The sequence below is a fragment of the Neorhizobium sp. LMR1-1-1.1 genome (assembly GCF_040675795.1).
In the GTDB taxonomy this organism is placed as follows: Bacteria; Pseudomonadota; Alphaproteobacteria; order Rhizobiales; family Rhizobiaceae; genus Neorhizobium; species Neorhizobium cellulosilyticum.
This window is the reverse complement of record NZ_JBEGHE010000025.1, coordinates 773,993-791,309: the sequence shown is the minus strand read 5'-3', so window position 1 is coordinate 791,309 and position 17,317 is coordinate 773,993. Positions and strand designations below refer to the sequence as shown.

The window sequence follows — 17,317 nt, the reverse complement described above, 5'->3', positions numbered from 1 at the left end:
TGCAATGAGGATATGCTCTTTCGGCTGACAAATTCCACCAGATTTTGAAGCCGGCGACGTCCTTGTGACTTGAACAGGGTCCTACTTTCGCCGTACTCCGCTGAAAACTCGGCAAGGCTTTCCAATTCGCACCGCGAAAGACAGGATAAGCCGCATTGATTCGAACCAGAGGTTTCCATGGGTCGTCCCTCCCTCATCGGCGCAAGCCTTATTGCCCTCCTGACGCTGGGCACGGTCTCCACCGCATTCGCACAGCCGGCACAGACGCCGCCGGTGCCGAGTGCCGCACCGAAAGGTCCCGCCCCGAGCGCGCAGGCTCCGGCACCCGCCCCCACCCCTGGCCCTTCCGGACAGCAGCCCGGCAATGTGAAGGAAAGCCATGGCGCGTGGTCGGTGATCTGTGACAGGCCGGCAGGCGCTTCCGCCGAGCAATGCGCGCTGATGCAGAACGTCATTGCCGAGGACCGGCCGGAAGTCGGGCTTTCGGTCGTCGTGCTCAAGACGGCCGACCGCAAGGCGCGTATCCTGCGCATTCTCGCACCGCTTGGCGTTCTCCTGAAGGACGGCATGGAGCTTTACGTCGATAACAACAATATCGGCCGCGCCTATTTCACCCGCTGCTTCTCTGAAGGCTGCTATGTCGAAGTGGAAATCGACGAGGAACTGATGCGTATCCTGCGCGCCGGCAAGAACGCCGTGTTCGCACTGCGCGAATCCTCCGATCAGGACCGTGTCGGCATTCCCGTCGAACTCAACGGTTTTGGCCCCGGTTACGACGCACTTCCCTGATCATCGGATAGCTGCGTCGAAGGACAGGAAGACCATGGGCCTTGCAGGCAGCCACCGTTTCACCGTTCGATATGATGACGATATCGTGCGCGATGCGATCCGCGCCTTCGTCTGGCGCCGTGCCGTGGTCGAACAGAAGATGATGTGGGTCATCTCGGTTCTGATGCTGAGCTTTTCCATCTATTTCATCATCTCGGGCGACAACAATATTTTCGCCGGCGTCATGCTTGTCCTCGCCTTGGCGCCGGTCATCTTCGTCGCCGTGATCTGGCGCGCCCACAAGGTCAACACCTTCGGTCGCTACAAGCGCATGGGCGATCCGAAGGCCGAGATTACCGTCGATGCCGATGGAATCGACATCGTGTCCGATCTCGGCAGCGGCAAGTTGACGTGGCGAAGCATTACGGAAGTCTGGGAGCGTCCGCGGGCCTTCATGGTCTTCAGCGGTGACGGCCAGTTCAACACGCTGCCTCGCGAAACCATGCCTGATGCGGTTCAAGCCTATCTGCGAACGAGGCCGACCCAAGGATAGGCTTGCTTCGGCTCCGTGCCGGACCTACATCGGATGAAAAGGCGGTTTGCCGCCACAGCCTGCCGCGCCGAGGCGGGTCCTGCCCAAGGAGTATTTCCATGAACACCGATCTCTTGAGCCTGTTCGACACGGACGAAGCGAAGCTGCGGGCGATTGTCGCAAAAGCGCTTTCCGGCGCGGATGACGGCGAGCTTTTCGTCGAACACGCCCAGGCGGAATCGCTGACCTTCGACAACGGACGGCTGAAGGGTGGCTCATTCAATACCGACCAGGGTTTTGGCCTGCGTTCGGTTGCGGGTGAGGCGGTCGGTTACGCCCATGCGGGCGACCTGAGCGCCGCAGCGCTGGAACGCGCCTCGGATGCCGTTCGCGCGGTAACCGCCGGTTATTCCGGTTCCTATGCGAGCGCCCCGCAGCGGACCAACAAGAAATATTACGGCGACGAGAACCCGATCGGCTCCCCGAGCTTCGAGGCGAAGGCCAAGCTTTTGACCGATATCGACGCCTATCTGCGCAACAAGGACGACAAGGTTCGTCAGGTCACCGCAACGATTTCCGCCAGCTGGCAGGTGGTCGACATCCTGCGTGCCGACGGGCACCGGGTGCAGGACATCCGCCCGATGACCCGCATCAATATTTCCGTCGTCGTGGGTAATGGCGACCGGCAGGAGAGCGGTTCGTTTGGCACCGGTGGCCGCATCGGCTTCGGCGATTTCGTCGCCGAAGGCAACTGGCAGGTTGGCGCTGATGAGGCGCTGCGCCAGGCGCTGGTCAATCTCGAGGCGATCGAGGCGCCGGCCGGGACGATGGATGTGGTGCTTTCCTCCGGCTGGCCGGGCGTGATGCTGCACGAGGCGGTCGGTCACGGGCTGGAAGGCGATTTCAACCGCAAGAAAACCTCTGCCTTTGCCGGGCTTCTGGGCGAGATGGTTGCAGCTCCGGGCGTCACCGTCGTCGACGACGGCACGATCGACAATCGCCGCGGCTCGATCACCATCGACGACGAAGGCACGCCATCGGCCTATAACGTGCTGATCGAGAACGGCAAGCTCGTCGGTTATATGCAGGACCGGCAGAATGCCCGGCTGATGGGCATGAAGCCAACCGGCAACGGCCGCCGACAGGGCTATTCTTCAGTACCGATGCCGCGGATGACCAACACCTACATGCTTGGCGGCGACAAGACGCCGGAAGAAATCATCGCTTCCGTCAAGAAGGGCGTCTATGCCGTTTCCTTTGGCGGTGGTCAGGTGGATATCACCTCGGGCAAATTCGTGTTCGGCTGCACCGAGGCCTATCTCATTGAAAACGGCAAGGTCGGCCCGGCGATCAAGGGCGCGATGCTGATCGGCAACGGCCCGGATGCGATGAAGCGCGTGTCGATGGTCGGTAACGACATGAAGCTCGATACCGGCATCGGCAATTGCGGAAAGGCCGGCCAATGGGTTCCGGTCGGCGTCGGCCAGCCGCATCTGCGCATGGATCAGGTCACCGTCGGCGGCACGAAGGCGTAAAAAAGATGAGCGACATCGTGATCCGCGCCTTCCGGGCAGGCGACGAACAGGGCGTGATCGGTGTCATCCTGCCGATCCAGCGCAAGGAGTTCGGTGTCGCGATCACCGCGGCGGATCAGCCGGATCTCGCCGCCATTGCGGATTTCTATCAGACGGCCAAGGGCGGGTTCTGGGTCGCCGAAAAGGACGGAAAGATCGTCGGCACGATTTCCCTGAAGGATATCGGCAATGACGAGGCCGCGTTGCGCAAGATGTTCGTCGCCGCCGAAGTTCGCGGCAAGGAATTCGGCGTGGCTGCGAGATTGCTCGACGCGCTTATGGCGCATGCAGCGGCTGTCGGGCTGAAGACGATCCTGCTCGGCACCACCGACAAGTTTCTCGCTGCCCACCGTTTCTACGAGAAGAACGGCTTCTCCGAGATCGTCGCCGACGAGCTGCCGGCAAGCTTTCCGCGGATGGCGGTGGATACGAAGTTCTATCGACGGACGGTTTGACGGCGTCAAACTTCCGAGTTGCTGAAGTAGACCTGTGCAGTATGGTCGCGACATGACTACACAACCTTGTCCAGTCTATCTTTTCAGAAGCCAAGGGTTCGCACCCGCCGGGGATACCGTAGTGTGTGTCGCGCCCGCTGAATGCGTCATCGCTGTTTATGGTGGTGAAGGACCATTCGGCACGGAGGGTCTTTCCTCGGCCTTCGGTGGAGCCGTCGTCTTCCGAAATGACGAAACGGGGTGCCATTTCCTAGGCGTTTGGGGAAGGCGCTATGCATCGCGCTTTCGCAGCGACCTGCGCCGCAACATGCCGATTTCAATCTGCCAAGAAGCGCCCGATGCGCGACAGATCATGTGGCACGCAGCAGACAGACGACCCAGCAAAATCAGGCACACATCCCCAGATCAGAAAGTGATGCGTGCTGAGACATTCGTGTTAAAATTCCTGTCGCCGCAAACGGGATGCTCGATCCACGAAATGCGCTTTGAAGCCAACCCGGCGATCGTTGCATCCATTCTGGTTACGGAATTCGCAGATCTGGCAACACACTCCTTCTATCCCGACAAGGAGGAATTGTTCGCGCTTGCCTCGGCAGCCGATCTCCTGCTGCCCGAATGGGACGGCGAGATCATGCTGACACGGCCGCATCGGATCGACGAGGCTAGCTATCTGGTCCATACGAATTTCGAACTGCCGCTGATGCTGGAGGGACGTAAGCCGTTTGCCATTCTTGATGGCGAAGAAGGGGTTGAATGGTTCGAAAACGTTCGCAACCTTTTTCGGCCGCATGTCGAAAGCGGCGCGTTCGTCGAGAGCGTCAAGGCTGTGCGGGGTGGCGGCCAAACATTTCTGACCGTCTATTACGCCCTGCCCGGTGAAGAATGGCGCTTCAAGGCCTATGACGACCTGATGAACGGCCCGAGGCCGTGGACGGAAGAGATGGAACGGCGACAGGGGTATCTGCTCGGCTATACACAAGAGGAATGCGACTGGTGGATCGCAAACGATTTTCGTCACCCCTCCCCGACTACCCCTTATTGACAGATCGTACGAAACCGCAGCAGGTGATCGGCTTTCTTCACCTCACAAACACCGCATGTCATGACTTCCCTCAATCCTATCTCCGCTTTTCTCGCGACATGGCTTCCGGGCCACTCGATCGGCGAACTTGCCTTCGTGCTCCTTGCCGCCGTTATTGCAGGCCTTGCGCGCGGCTTTTCCGGCTTTGGCGGGGCGCTGATATTCATACCGCTCGCCGGTGCGGCGACGAGCCCGCAGATCGCGTCGGGACTGCTCCTTGTCATCGATTGGGTAATGACGCTCGGCATGCTGCCGGAAGGATGGCGCAGGGCGAACCGCCGCGATGTCTTCACCATGCTGGCCGGCGCCATCATCGGCGTTCCGGCTGGCGCGGCAATGCTTTCGCTCATGCCGTCGGTGACACTGCGCTGGATCATTTCCGCTGTCGTCGTCTGTCTGCTGGTTTTCCTGATCTCGGGCTGGCGCTATCATGGCCGGCCGAAAACCTGGCTGACGGTCGGCGTCGGCGCGATTGCCGGCCTTTTCGGCGGCGCGGCCCAGATGTCCGGCCCCCCGATCGTCGCCTATTGGCTCGGCGGAGCGATCGAACGCAATGTGGTGCGCGCCAACCTCATTCTCTACTTCGCGCTGGCGAGCGTGCTTTCGGCCACATCCTATATCATCGGTGGCATCCTGACGCTGCAAGTCCTGCTGATCGCGCTTGCTGCAGGGCCGGCTTACGGCATCGGGCTTTTTTTCGGTTCACGGATGTTTGGTATCGCCAGTGAGACCACGTTCCGGCGGATCTGCTTCACACTTATCGGAGCCGCCGCCGTCATCGGGCTTCCGCTTCTCGACGGATTACGGCCGTAAGCGTGCTATCGTTCAGCAAGGCTTAATGGGTCGGCACTAGCCTGTCCCGTATCGGGCATGGCTGCCCCGGGGGCTAATTGCGGACACGATGAAGGACAAGGCAAAAGCGATCTGGCGTCGCAACGTCAAGCGCTGGCTGATCGGTGCCGGGCTGGAAGCTTCGGCGCTGATGGCAGGGGCCGGCCTGTTGACGTCGGCTCGCGGCTCGGGCGTCATCTTCACGCTTCATCATGTAAGGCCGGAATCCGCATCGGTCATCGGGCCTAACCGGCATCTGGAAATCACGCCGGAATTCCTCGATGCCGCGATCGTTCGGCTGAAATCACTCGGCTACGATTTCATAGCACTTTCGGATTTACCGGAACGGCTGGCTGCCCCTTCAACCAAGCCGTTTGCGGCCTTCACGCTTGATGACGGGTACCGCAATAATGCGGAACACGCGCTGCCCGTTTTCGCCCGGCATGGCGTGCCCTTCACCGTCTTCATCGCACAAGGGCTTGCCGAACACAGGCAACCGCTCTGGTGGGAGATCATGGGCCGCCTTCTGCGTGAACAGGATCGCATCAGCTTCGATTTCGGGCGTGGCGTTGAAACGGTGGACTTGAAGACGCCGGTGCAGCAACTCGACACGTCTTTCCGCTTTGCCAGCTATGTGTGGGCTCGCAAAGAGGCAGAAGCCGTCGCAGACCTCTGTCTCCTGGCGGAACGATACGGCATCGATCCCCTTGCCACTACCCGCGAACTCATCATGGGACCACAGGAACTGCGAGACTTCGCGGCGCATCCGCTCGTTTCGCTGGGCGCTCACACCGTGACGCATCGCAAACTCAGCCGACTTGGCGCGGAAGAAGCCCTGAGAGAGATGCGCAAATCGGCAGAATGGCTGACGGAACTCACAGGCGAGCGACCAACAGCAATTGCATATCCCTATGGAAGCCAGGACGCGATCGGACCGAGGGAATTCCAATCCGCCCGCGATCTCGGTTTTGTGATCGGCCTTACCACACAACCTGGAATGCTCACCGCCGCCGACCTGGCCCGGCCGACCGCCCTGCCGCGCGTCTCACTGAATGGCTATTATCAGAAGGCGCGTTACGTTTCCGCACTCGCCTCCGGCATTCCCTTCGCGCTGAAGCGCTAGAGGTTTTGTTCTTCGCAATTCCGGACGCAAAACCGGTCCGCGCTTTTGCTGGAATTGCTCACGGGTACATCCGCACCTTGTTCCAGTTGCCGGACGGATCGTCGCGACGGAACTCGACACGGTCATGCAGGCGGAACTGGCGGTCGTGCCAGAATTCGATCGATGTCGGCCGGATACGGAAGCCGGACCAGTAGGACGGCCGCGGGATTTCACCGATTGCGTAACGCGCCGCATATTCCGCGACTGACTTCTCCAGGGCAAAACGTCCTTCGAGCGGACGCGACTGTTTCGATGCCCAGGCGCCGATGCGGCTGCCGCGCGGGCGGGATGCATAATAGGCGTCGGCCTCAGCATCGGTCACGACTTCTACCGGGCCACGGATGCGCACCTGCCGGCGCAGCGATTTCCAGTGGAAACACATGGCCGCCTTCTTCTGACCGAGGATTTCCTGGCCCTTCTGGCTCTCGAAATTGGTATAGAAAACGAACCCGTGCTCGTCGAAACCTTTGAGCAGCACCATGCGCACATTCGGAAGGCCATGTTCATCTACTGTTGCAACCGCAACGGCGTTTGGATCGTTAGGCTCAGAAGCTTCCGCATCTTTCAACCAGCGGGCAAAAAGGGTAAATGGTTCAGATTCTTCGGTGAAGTCACCGGTTGTTAACTCACTTCCAGACATATTGACTTAAATACTCCCAATCTGCTCGAACATGCCCGAGACGAAGCGCCGGACAGGATATTAGGTGTCAGTGATAGCAAAGTGGATCGAAATGACAAAGTGCCTGGGCCGCAAGAGCGGCGCTGCAATTTGCCTCGCCACGCTGACACTGTCGCTTGCGGGATGTACGAGTAGTCTGGATCTGTTTGGCGGATCGAGCAAGGTCGATCGGTCGCTTGCGACGGGAACCGTTGCCGGCAAGCCCCAATCCGAGACAAGCCTTTCCGACGAAGCGACCGTGCGCAATGCCGTCACTTCGGCCGATCTCGTGAAAATGGGCAACACTCCCCTTCCCTGGGCCAATGCCGCGACCGGCAGTGCCGGCGTGGTTTCCGTCATTCAGGAAGACAACGCCCAGGGTCGCGTCTGCCGCGCCTTCAAGACAACGCGTCATTCCTATGAAGGCATCGCCGTTTTTGCTGGCCAGACATGCATGACCGGAAGCGGCGACTGGATGCTGACGGCCTTCGACAGGCAAGGCTGAGCCAAATTGCCACCCTTGGCCTAATTGTTTCCAAACCACACACTGCGTTAACTGATCCTTCACCATGCCTCAGCTGTGAAGCCGCGCTGTAACCACTGATTCAGGACTGCGCCTCTACTCTCTCAATCCGAGAAAATCGGAGCAGCGAGCAGTGCATGATGGCCCTGTGTTGCCCGTGTTTAAGTTTATTATCGGCAGGTTCGCGATTATGCCGGATCTGCCGCCAAAAGCGTAACCGGTGGTCTCACGATGCGTGATCCCTATTCCATCCTCGGCGTCAGACGGAACGCCGATGCAGACGAAATCAAGGCGGCCTGGCGGACGAAGGCCAAGACGATTCATCCCGACCACAATCGCGACGATCCGAGTGCAACGGACCGGTTCGCGGAGATCGGGCAGGCCTATGAATTACTCAAGGATCCGGAGCGGCGCCGGCGTTATGATCGTGCAGCCGACATGCACCAGACGATCATGCAGCAGCGCGATGCGGCAGAGCGCGCCAAGGCTGCGCGCGCCAATGCGGAAAAGGTGATGGAGGAGCTGGCAAAGGCCCAGGCTGCCCGCGCCCAGTCCGATGCTACCAAGGCCGAACCGAAGGCCGATGCGGCAAAGGCGAAAGCCCAGGGTTCTGCAAGCGGACAAGCCAAGCAGCAGGCGGGCAAGAAGCCGAGCGAAAGCCCGGAAGAAACCATCGAACGCATTTTCGGCGGCAGCCCCGAGGCACGCGAGCGCGCCAAGGAACATGCCGACACGTCGGAGACCAAGGTCGAAGAAACGAGCCCGAAGGATGCGCCGGGGCCGGAAGTCCGCTCCCCGCTGCCGATGATGGCCGTCGACCTCATCGCCAATCTGGTCAAACGTATCCGCGGCACAGCGCCAACACCGGAAAAGGCGCCGGATCTGCTGGTCGAGGCAAAGGTGACGGTGGCCGAACTGCTGGCGCTGAAACCGGTTACGATCAAGCTCTCGGACGACCGGGAAGTTCGCGTTCCGATCGAGCGGGGCACCACCGACGGACATCAGGTAAGGCTTACGGGCCAGGGCCTGAAACTGCCCAACATGAAACAGGGCGATCTTGTCGTGACGCTGAATGCGGCCCGCGACGACATCTATATCGTCAGGGATTTCAACCTTCATATCGTGCTGCCCATCTCGCTGCAGGATGCCGTCCTTGGCGGCGAGGCGCAGGTGGAGACACCGGCGGGCCGGCGGACGGTGGAAATTCCCAGCTGGTCCGGATCCGACCGCACGATCACGATCGAAGGGCTCGGCCTTCATGACGCTGCCGGACGCGGCGATCTGGTGGTCGAACTGAGGATCGTGCTTCTGGAAACGCCGGATGCCAAGGTCACCGACCTCATGCGACTGATGCGCGATGGGCTGTATCTGTGAGACGGAAAGCGTGACAAAGGGATGACATCATCCCCAGGCACGCATCTATTTCAGGCCATCTTTACGGTTGATGATTTGACGCATGCTTGAACCCTGATGCGGCCTATGCCATAGGCAACATTCATTTTTTCGTGTCAGGGATTACACAATGGTTCAGGCATCCGGCCTTATGGCAGGCAAGCGCGGGCTCATCATGGGCGTTGCGAACAATCGCTCGATTGCATGGGGCATTGCCAAGGCCGTCGTCGACAATGGCGGCGAAGTGGCCTTCACCTATCAGGGCGATGCGCTGAAGAAGCGGGTCGAACCGCTGGCGGCCGAACTCGGCGCCTTCATGGCCGGCCACTGTGATGTCAGTGACGAAGCGACGATCGACGAGGTCTTCGCCAATCTCGAAAATCACTGGGGCAAGATCGACTTCATCGTGCACGCCATCGGCTTTTCCGACAAGGACGAGCTGACCGGCCGTTATGTCGACACCTCTGCCGACAATTTTGCCAAGACGATGCAGATCTCGGTCTATTCTTTCACGTCCGTCGCACGCCGGGCCGAAAAGCTGATGACCGATGGCGGCTCGATGCTGACGCTGACCTATTACGGGGCGGAAAAGGTCATGCCGAACTACAACGTCATGGGCGTTGCAAAGGCGGCTCTCGAGGCCAGCGTCAAATATCTGGCGGTCGACCTAGGCCCGAAGAACATCCGCGTCAACGCGATCTCGGCCGGTCCGATCAAGACACTTGCCGCATCCGGCATCGGTGACTTCCGCTACATCTTGAAATGGAACGAGTACAATGCGCCGCTGCGCCGTACCGTCACCATCGAAGATGTCGGCGATGTCGGCCTTTACATGCTTTCCGACCTCTCCCGTTCGGTGACCGGCGAGGTGCATCACGCCGACAGCGGTTATCACGCTATCGGCATGAAGGCGGTCGACGCTCCGGACATTTCGGTCATCAAGGACTAACGAGGAACGATCCCGTGCTTGTCTATGTGATCCGCCACGGCCAGACGGACTGGAATGCCGAAGGTCGTCTTCAGGGACAAAAGGATATCCCGATCAATGCGATCGGGCGTGGACAGGCTACCCGTAACGGTGAAACGCTGCGCGAACTCGTCGGCTCAGCCGACGGGTTCGATTTCGTTGCAAGCCCCCTTTGGCGTACAAGGGAGACAATGGAGCGCATACGGACAGCCATGGGATTGGACCCGGCGGGCTACCGTACAGATGAACTCCTTAAAGAGCTTTCGTTCGGTGACTGGGAAGGGTTTACCACCGCCGAGATAAAGAAGACTGCTCCGGAGCGACTGCGGGAACGTTCAAAAAACAAGTGGAGCTTCATTCCACCGGGCGAAGATGCCGAGAGCTATGAAATCCTTTCCTGGCGTATAGGCGCATGGCTCGCGTCGCTGAAGGGACCGACGATTTCCGTCAGCCACGGCGGAGTGCTTCGCTCGCTTTTCCGCATTATCGGCAATGTCGATGAAGATGAAGCCGCCAACATGCCGATCCATCAGGACCGTATCGTCAGGATCGAGTTGAGTGAGGGCGACGCGGGTGACGGAACGGTTGCCAAAGGTTCGATCGCCTGGATTTAAGCTGAACGGGCGTCAAACACGTCGAAAGCACCCGCATTCTCTCACTCTGATATCAAACGATTTCCAGATCGTCGACGATACGGCTGCCGTCTACCATGGTATAGAAGACCAGAACCTTGACGCCTGCCTTCAATCCTTCGAAGTTGAACTCTTCCGGAACCTTGTAGGTCTTGCCGTCGTCAAGCGTCAGGCTCAGCGCATTGACGTCCACCTTCCTGATTGTCGCCTCGATATCCGCGCTCTGAGCAAAGCTGTTGAGCGGCGAGAAGATACTTGCGGTGGCGAGCAGGGTGGCGATGAGCATGCGCATCTTGGAGGCCTTTGATGAGGTCCGTGTGTTTCGTTTCGAAGCAAAGATAGCCCTCAGAATGTGGCAAAAGTTGCTCTTGATCATGACTCATTTCGCGCGTGAAACGAGGCATTATTATTAACAAAAATATAACAAATACCTTTTTTCGACTTTCCCCAGGAACTTCAAAACATCAAAATCAAGTATTAATTAAACATAATTCCTCGTTCACAGCACCCTGTATCGCGAAATGATAAATTAACACCCCGCCAATACACTATTTCTCGGTCATCCCGGGTTAGAGAAGGGCATTCAGCAGGTGAAATTCAGGCCGCCACACTATTTAAACTGGCACAATATCATTGCCTCGAATCCAATTTCCCTGCTTGCGGCACTAACAATTTCGCTTTGCATATTTGCGATTGCACTAGGTCTTGATCGGCGCAATACCGAATTCGGGCGTGCCGCCTTGCGTGCCGATGTGGAAAACACAGCCTCTGCTGTGTCACGTAACCTGACTGGGCGCATCGAGACAGATATCAAGGATGCGCAGGCGCTTGCACAGCGTCTTCTGCGCGAACAGAATGCAACCTCAGACCACCTGCGACATCTCGTCGAGGCAACATTCGACAATCATCGGCATTTTGCCGCGGTAGCCTTGGCGCCAGATCTTTCCATATCGCAGATCCACACACCCGAGGGTATTTCGAGCGCGGACGCTTCGCTGCCATTCGACGTCAAAAGGTTAGACGCGGATCTGATGAATACCAGGGACAAGATGTCGCCGAGTATCGTCACAGGTTCGCAGGAGAACCACCTGACGCTGGTCGTACCGATTGTGCTGGACGATAAGACGCTTCGCCAGCCCTGGGGCGCGCTTGCCATCGTCATCGACAAAGCGGAGCTTCTGAAGGAAGCGGGAATGATCGTCGACGATGACGCGGGCCGGCCCAGCCCGGTCGATCTTACGAACTTAAACTTCTCGCTGCGAGACAGGGCGAAACCTGACTATCTGGCGTTTTTTGGCGATGACGCGGTCGACGACCAATCGCCGCTGACCAAGACGCTGGAGATTGCCGGCTCGCGCTGGGATCTTTCACTTGCCCCGAAGAACGGCTGGGCTACCCCCCCGGAAAACCAGTACCACTTCCGGCTATTTCTCGCATTCGGTGCGGTTGCGCTCATCGTACCAATCGTGGTGGCGACCGGGCTGCTTTCCGAGCGCAACCGGAATATTGCCGAACTGAAAACGCGTGAATCCAGCCTTCTTGATCTTTCACAGCGCTTCAATCTCGCGATGGAGGCTTCCAACATCGGCATATGGGAGGTCAGCGGCGACGGGTTGCAGCTCTTCCTGGATCGGCGCGCCAGACTGCTTCACGGCGTAAACTCGCCACAGGATGTGCAGCGGCTGAAGGGATTGCTGCAGCACGTGGCCACTGAAGATAGAGCGAAAGCGGAAGCTCATTTCCTTAAATGGGCGCGGCTCTACGAATCCTGCACCGAAACCTATCGCATAACCTCGGCTGACGGCGAGGTCCGGCACTTGAGATCAGCCGGCGCACGTTACGAAAACATCGACGGCAGCCACCGCATGACCGGTATCGTGTGGGATGTGAGCGCCGACATGCTGATGGCGCAGACGCTGCGCGACGCCAAGGCCAATACCGAGGTCAAGAATGCCGAGCTGGAGCTTGCGCTGGACGAATTGTCGAGCCGCGAGCGGGAGCTTGAGGAACTATCCGGCAAGCTCGACCTCGCACTTGCCTCCTACGGCTGCGGCATATGGGAATATACGCCCGGGCAGGGCACCGAAACGTGGGATGCGCGCATGTGCCAGCTGTATGGCATCCCTTTCACCAACGGCATCATAACCCAGGAACGCTGGCTCAATCTGCTCTTGCCCGAAGACCGACCGATCGCGATCAACGCATCGAGAGCGTATCTCAGCGGCCAAACGAAGGAGGCATTGGTGGTTCGCGTAGCACAGGCGGACGGTACGATCCGCTACGTGCGCTCCGTCGGCCAGCTGCATCAGGGTAAGGACGGCTCGAAGAAACTCATCGGGCTGGCCTTTGATGTGACGAAGGATACGGCACTCACGGTGGAACTGCAGAAGGCCAAGACAGAAGCGGACGCCAAGAACAGCGAACTCGAAATTGCCAAGAGCAGGATCGAACACAATGCGCTGCATGACCCGCTGACGCTGCTGGCTAATCGGCGCAAGCTCGACATGGAGCTCGACGCCCTGTCTCGCGCTTCGGGCAGGCGAAAATTCGCCCTGCTTCACCTCGATCTCGACCGTTTCAAGCAGATCAACGATACGCTGGGACATGCCGCAGGCGACGCGATGCTCGTGCACGCCTCCAAAATCCTGACCCGCAATATCAACGAAAAAGATACGGTCGCTCGCATCGGCGGCGACGAATTCGTCATTCTGGTGCACGATCAGGCAAGCTCGAAGGAGCTTGCGCAGCTTGCGGCCCGGATCATTTCCGAGTTTCGCCAGCCGCTCGATTTCGACGGGTTTTCCTGCCGCTGCGGTGTGTCGATCGGGATTGCCGAAGCCAATGGCACGCATGTCGATGCGCGGCGCATTCTCGTCAATGCCGATCTGGCGCTTTACCGGGCCAAGGGCATGGGGCGCAACCGGTTCGAATTCTTTACACAGAACCTGCATGCGGAGATTATCGATCATAAGCGGACGGCGGACGAGCTGCTGGCGGCAATCGAGAACCATGAGTTTTCCGCCTGGTACCAGCCACAGATCAGCGCGGGCACACATAAGCTGACGGGCGTCGAGGCGCTTATCCGCTGGCGGCATCCCCGCCGGGGCCTGCTTGCTCCCGACCAGTTCCTGAAGATCGCAGACGACCTTAACGTGACGGCGACGCTCGATCAGCTGATGCTGGAAACGGTGCTGAAAGACAAGATGCGCTGGGCAGCCATGGGAGTCGCCGTGCCCAGGGTTTCTGTCAACGTGTCGTCGCGACGGCTGCATGACGAACACCTGATCGACATGCTGCGTGGCCTGCAGATCGCACCCGGCGAGATCGCCTTCGAACTGGTGGAATCGATCTTCCTCGATGACAGCGACAGCGCCGTCGTCGCCAATCTGGACCGGATCAAGGAACTCGGCATCGATGTGGAGATCGATGATTTCGGCACCGGGCACACCTCGATCGTCAGCCTTTTGCGGCTGAAACCGAAGCGACTGAAGATAGACAAGCAACTGGTTCTGCCAATCCTTCATTCGCCGCAAGAGCGCGCGCTGGTTCGATCGATCATCGATATAGCCCGTTCACTCGGCGTCGAAACGGTTGCGGAAGGTGTCGAGACCTTCGAACACGCAAGTCTGCTCGAGGACCTCGGCTGCGATCTTCTGCAGGGTTATGCCTTCGCGCGCGCCCTGCCCTTCGACGATTTCACGTTAAGAGCACAGGAAGGCTGGCAAAGATCGGTAGCATGAGCCGCCGAACCTTGCGCCTGTCGACCGGACTGTTCACCCGGCGGGTACCGGCAGCAAGCAAGAAAGGCTTGTCCGCGCCCATGCTTTTGCCTAATAAAGCCTCGATAAAACCGGCGGTTCAAGCGCCCTTGCAGCCAGGCAGTCTTCATGTCCCACAATTCGTTCGGCCATCTTTTCCGCGTTACGACCTGGGGCGAAAGCCATGGTCCCGCACTCGGTTGCGTGGTCGATGGCTGCCCTCCCGGACTGCGCTTCACCCATGCCGACATTCAGGCCTGGATGGACAAGCGCAAGCCCGGCCAGTCGCGTTTCGTCACCCAGCGGCGCGAAGATGACGTCGTCAAGGTTCTCTCGGGCGTGATGTTCGACGAGGACGGCGAGACGATGATCTCGACCGGCACGCCGATCTCGATGCTTATCGAGAATACCGATCAGCGTTCCAAGGATTATGGCGAGATCGCCCGCCGCTATCGTCCCGGCCATGCCGACTATACCTATGACGTCAAATACGGCATTCGCGATTATCGCGGCGGCGGACGCTCGTCTGCCCGCGAAACCGCGGCCCGTGTCGCCGCCGGCGGCATTGCACGGCTTGTTGTGCCGAGTGTGACCGTGCGCGGTGCGCTCGTCCAGATCGGCAAGCACAAGATCAACCGGAATAACTGGGACTGGCGCCAAGTCGACCAGAACCCGTTCTTCTGCCCCGACCCGGAGATGGTTCCGGTTTGGGAAGAGTATCTCGACGGCATCCGCAAATCCGGTTCCTCGATCGGCGCGGTTGTCGAAGTTATCGCCGAAGGTGTTCCGGCAGGTCTCGGCGCGCCGATCTACGGCAAGCTCGATCAGGACATCGCCTCGCTGCTGATGTCGATCAACGCTGTGAAGGGCGTCGAGATCGGCGAAGGCTTTGCCTCGGCGGAACTGACCGGCGAGGAAAATGCCGACGAGATGCGGATGGGCAATGACGGCAAGCCGATCTTCCTGTCCAACCATGCCGGCGGCATTCTCGGTGGTATTTCTACCGGAGAAGCCATCGTCGCCCGCTTTGCGATCAAGCCGACCTCGTCGATCCTCACCGAGCGCCAGTCGATCGATGCCGATGGCCATAATGTCGATGTGCGCACCAAGGGCCGCCACGACCCCTGTGTCGGGATCCGCGCCGTGCCGATCGGCGAAGCCATGGTCGCCTGCGCGATTGCAGATCATTATCTTAGGGATCGCGGCCAGACCGGCCGCCTGAAATAGGAATTTTCCAATGGTTTACGATCAGAAGTCCGTCGTTGAAGCCATCCGCGCCTTCGAGGCCGGAGAGATCGTCGTTGTTACCGATGACGACGACCGCGAGAACGAGGGCGATCTGATCGTCGCCGCCGTGCATTGCACGCCCGAAAAGATGGCTTTCATCGTGCGCCACACATCCGGCATCGTCTGCGCGCCGATGCCGCGCGAGGAAGCCAAGCGGCTGAACCTCAACGCCATGGTAGCCGAAAACGACAGCGCGCACACGACGGCCTTTACAGTCAGCGTCGATTTCAAGCATGGCACGACGACCGGCATTTCCGCCGACGACCGGACGCTGACCGTGCGCAACCTTGCAAACCCGAATGTCGGGGCTGCCGATTTCGTCCGTCCCGGCCATATCTTTCCGCTGATTTCGCGCGAAGGCGGCGTTCTGATGCGCTCCGGCCATACGGAAGCGGCGACCGACCTCTGCAAGCTCGCCAACCTGCCGCCGATTGGCGTGATTTCCGAACTCGTCAACGACAACGGCACCGTGATGCGCGGCCAGCAGGTGGCGGCATTCGCCGTCGAACACGGGCTGAAGCAGATTTCCGTTGCCGACCTGATCGCCTATCGGCAGCGCAAGGAAACCCTGATCCAATTGATCTCGTCCTTCGACGTGACAACCCCGGTCGGCCGCGCCAAGGCGCATGCCTATTCGCTGCCCTGGGACCCGATGCAGCATGTCGCCGTGATCTTCGGCGACATCCGTGACGGCGTCGACATTCCAGTTCGCCTTCACCTCGAAAACGTGGCGCAGGACGTCTTCGGCGTCGAGCGGTCGGTCGAGCGCTACATGAAGATGATCGAGAACGAAGGCCGCGGCGTGATCATCTACCTGCGCGAAGGTTCCGTCGGCGTCGGCCAGACAGAACATGGACGCAAGATGCGCCAGGATCAGGAAGCCCATGCCGAGGCCCAGGCGCGCGAAAGCGAATGGCTGGAGATCGGGCTTGGCGCGCAGATCCTGAAAGATCTCGGCGTCACCTCGATCAAGCTCCTCACCCGAAGCGAACGCCACTATGTGGGGCTGGAAGGGTTCGGCATCCGGATCGCCGAGACGGTGATCTGCTGACCCCTACAATTCCGGGATTGTAACGTCTTTCGTTTCGTCGGATCGTCGCTCATTGTCGGGCGGCGATTTTTCGTGTACGAATAATGCGGATCATCTGGGACGAGCGGAAGCGACGGGTCAATCTGGATAAGCACGGCTTCGATTTTGCCGAGCTTTCAGTTGAGTTCTTTCTGGCTGCGGTGACCTTGCCTGCCAGAGGCAGGAGGTCGAAGGCTGTCGGTCGGTTAAACGACGGTACCATCGTTGTGATATATCTAACCCTCGGCTCGGAAGCGATTTCGGTAATCTCCATGCGCACCGCCCGCCATGACGAACGGAGGATGCTAGAATGAAAATAAAGCCAGAGTTGCAGACAGAATTCCGGCCCGGACGCGGGTATACAAAGGAAGACTGGGACGCCGTGGATAGCCCTCCTCTCACCAAGAAAGAACTAGCCAGCATGCGTCCCTTCCGCGAAGTCTTTCCGGAGATTGCCGAGAAGATGGAAAAGGCAATTGCTGCCCGCGGCCGCCCCAAGGTCGAGGCGCCGAAGGTTGCCGTGACGTTGCGGCTCGATCCCGACGTGCTCAACAGGTTCAAGGCATCCGGCAAGGACTGGCGCAGCCGTATGGCGGAAGAGTTGCGCAAGGCCGCCGGATTTTAAACC

At 59.4% G+C, this 17,317-nt stretch carries 18 protein-coding genes; 16 read left to right on the top strand and 2 right to left on the bottom strand.

Annotated elements, in window-relative coordinates:
- Positions 1 to 177 precede the first annotated feature (177 nt).
- The 7 genes from MRBLMR1_RS16905 (at position 178) to MRBLMR1_RS16875 (ending at position 6,364) form a co-directional block, all read left to right on the top strand.
- Positions 178 to 789, top strand: coding sequence for an invasion associated locus B family protein (locus MRBLMR1_RS16905; RefSeq protein ID WP_246435939.1), 612 nt, complete (start codon positions 178 to 180; stop codon positions 787 to 789).
- Positions 790 to 823: 34 nt separating this feature from the next.
- Positions 824 to 1,321, top strand: a complete 498-nt coding sequence (locus MRBLMR1_RS16900) for a YcxB family protein (protein ID WP_148142815.1) — start codon at positions 824 to 826, stop codon at positions 1,319 to 1,321.
- Positions 1,322 to 1,419: 98 nt separating this feature from the next.
- The gene (gene tldD, locus MRBLMR1_RS16895; protein WP_148142816.1) at positions 1,420 to 2,835 is read left to right on the top strand and encodes a metalloprotease TldD; all 1,416 of its coding nucleotides are present in this window, start codon (positions 1,420 to 1,422) and stop codon (positions 2,833 to 2,835) included.
- Between the two features lie 5 nt (positions 2,836 to 2,840).
- Positions 2,841 to 3,329 carry a GNAT family N-acetyltransferase gene (locus MRBLMR1_RS16890; protein ID WP_148142817.1) on the top strand — a complete coding sequence of 163 codons (489 nt, stop codon included), beginning with the start codon at positions 2,841 to 2,843 and terminating at the stop codon, positions 3,327 to 3,329.
- A 415-nt stretch (positions 3,330 to 3,744) separates the two neighbouring features.
- Positions 3,745 to 4,371, top strand: a complete 627-nt coding sequence (locus MRBLMR1_RS16885; RefSeq protein WP_148142818.1) for a hypothetical protein — start codon at positions 3,745 to 3,747, stop codon at positions 4,369 to 4,371.
- A 60-nt stretch (positions 4,372 to 4,431) separates the two neighbouring features.
- A complete protein-coding gene (locus MRBLMR1_RS16880; RefSeq protein ID WP_148142819.1) occupies positions 4,432 to 5,223 on the top strand; it encodes a sulfite exporter TauE/SafE family protein in 792 nt (263 codons plus the stop codon).
- Between the two features lie 88 nt (positions 5,224 to 5,311).
- Positions 5,312 to 6,364: a polysaccharide deacetylase family protein gene (locus MRBLMR1_RS16875; RefSeq protein ID WP_148142820.1), complete on the top strand. Its 1,053-nt coding sequence runs from the start codon at positions 5,312 to 5,314 to the stop codon at positions 6,362 to 6,364.
- Between the two features lie 58 nt (positions 6,365 to 6,422).
- Here MRBLMR1_RS16875 and pdxH read toward each other — a convergent pair whose 3' ends face one another.
- Entirely contained in the window at positions 6,423 to 7,043 is a 621-nt protein-coding gene (gene pdxH, locus MRBLMR1_RS16870) for a pyridoxamine 5'-phosphate oxidase (protein ID WP_148142821.1), read from the bottom strand.
- Positions 7,044 to 7,107: 64 nt separating this feature from the next.
- Here pdxH and MRBLMR1_RS16865 point away from each other — a divergent pair, with 64 nt between their 5' ends.
- The 4 genes from MRBLMR1_RS16865 (at position 7,108) to MRBLMR1_RS16850 (ending at position 10,557) form a co-directional block, all read left to right on the top strand.
- Entirely contained in the window at positions 7,108 to 7,566 is a 459-nt protein-coding gene (locus tag MRBLMR1_RS16865; RefSeq protein WP_500065338.1) for an RT0821/Lpp0805 family surface protein, read from the top strand.
- Between the two features lie 249 nt (positions 7,567 to 7,815).
- Positions 7,816 to 8,958: a DnaJ C-terminal domain-containing protein gene (locus tag MRBLMR1_RS16860; protein WP_148142822.1), complete on the top strand. Its 1,143-nt coding sequence runs from the start codon at positions 7,816 to 7,818 to the stop codon at positions 8,956 to 8,958.
- Between the two features lie 148 nt (positions 8,959 to 9,106).
- Positions 9,107 to 9,925 carry an enoyl-ACP reductase FabI gene (gene fabI / locus MRBLMR1_RS16855; protein WP_148142823.1) on the top strand — a complete coding sequence of 273 codons (819 nt, stop codon included), beginning with the start codon at positions 9,107 to 9,109 and terminating at the stop codon, positions 9,923 to 9,925.
- A 14-nt stretch (positions 9,926 to 9,939) separates the two neighbouring features.
- A complete protein-coding gene (locus MRBLMR1_RS16850) occupies positions 9,940 to 10,557 on the top strand; it encodes a histidine phosphatase family protein (RefSeq protein WP_148142824.1) in 618 nt (205 codons plus the stop codon).
- A gap of 52 nt (positions 10,558 to 10,609) precedes the next feature.
- Here MRBLMR1_RS16850 and MRBLMR1_RS16845 read toward each other — a convergent pair whose 3' ends face one another.
- The gene (locus MRBLMR1_RS16845; RefSeq protein ID WP_148142825.1) at positions 10,610 to 10,867 is read right to left on the bottom strand and encodes a DUF1344 domain-containing protein; all 258 of its coding nucleotides are present in this window, start codon (positions 10,865 to 10,867) and stop codon (positions 10,610 to 10,612) included.
- A 448-nt stretch (positions 10,868 to 11,315) separates the two neighbouring features.
- Between MRBLMR1_RS16845 and MRBLMR1_RS16840 the strand changes: the two genes are divergently transcribed.
- The 5 genes from MRBLMR1_RS16840 to MRBLMR1_RS16820 all read left to right on the top strand — a co-directional run bounded on the left by MRBLMR1_RS16840 (position 11,316) and on the right by MRBLMR1_RS16820 (position 17,314).
- Positions 11,316 to 14,315: a bifunctional diguanylate cyclase/phosphodiesterase gene (locus tag MRBLMR1_RS16840; RefSeq protein WP_500065334.1), complete on the top strand. Its 3,000-nt coding sequence runs from the start codon at positions 11,316 to 11,318 to the stop codon at positions 14,313 to 14,315.
- A 147-nt stretch (positions 14,316 to 14,462) separates the two neighbouring features.
- On the top strand, positions 14,463 to 15,560 hold the full coding sequence (gene aroC / locus MRBLMR1_RS16835; protein ID WP_148142826.1) for a chorismate synthase: 1,098 nt from the start codon (positions 14,463 to 14,465) through the stop codon (positions 15,558 to 15,560).
- 10 nt (positions 15,561 to 15,570) lie between these two features.
- Positions 15,571 to 16,671: a 3,4-dihydroxy-2-butanone-4-phosphate synthase gene (gene ribB / locus MRBLMR1_RS16830; protein ID WP_148142827.1), complete on the top strand. Its 1,101-nt coding sequence runs from the start codon at positions 15,571 to 15,573 to the stop codon at positions 16,669 to 16,671.
- An 83-nt stretch (positions 16,672 to 16,754) separates the two neighbouring features.
- Positions 16,755 to 17,003 carry a BrnT family toxin gene (locus tag MRBLMR1_RS16825; RefSeq protein ID WP_148142828.1) on the top strand — a complete coding sequence of 83 codons (249 nt, stop codon included), beginning with the start codon at positions 16,755 to 16,757 and terminating at the stop codon, positions 17,001 to 17,003.
- A complete protein-coding gene (locus MRBLMR1_RS16820; protein ID WP_148142829.1) occupies positions 17,000 to 17,314 on the top strand; it encodes a BrnA antitoxin family protein in 315 nt (104 codons plus the stop codon). The genes MRBLMR1_RS16825 and MRBLMR1_RS16820 overlap by 4 nt, the downstream gene beginning before the upstream one ends.
- Positions 17,315 to 17,317: the final 3 nt, after the last annotated feature.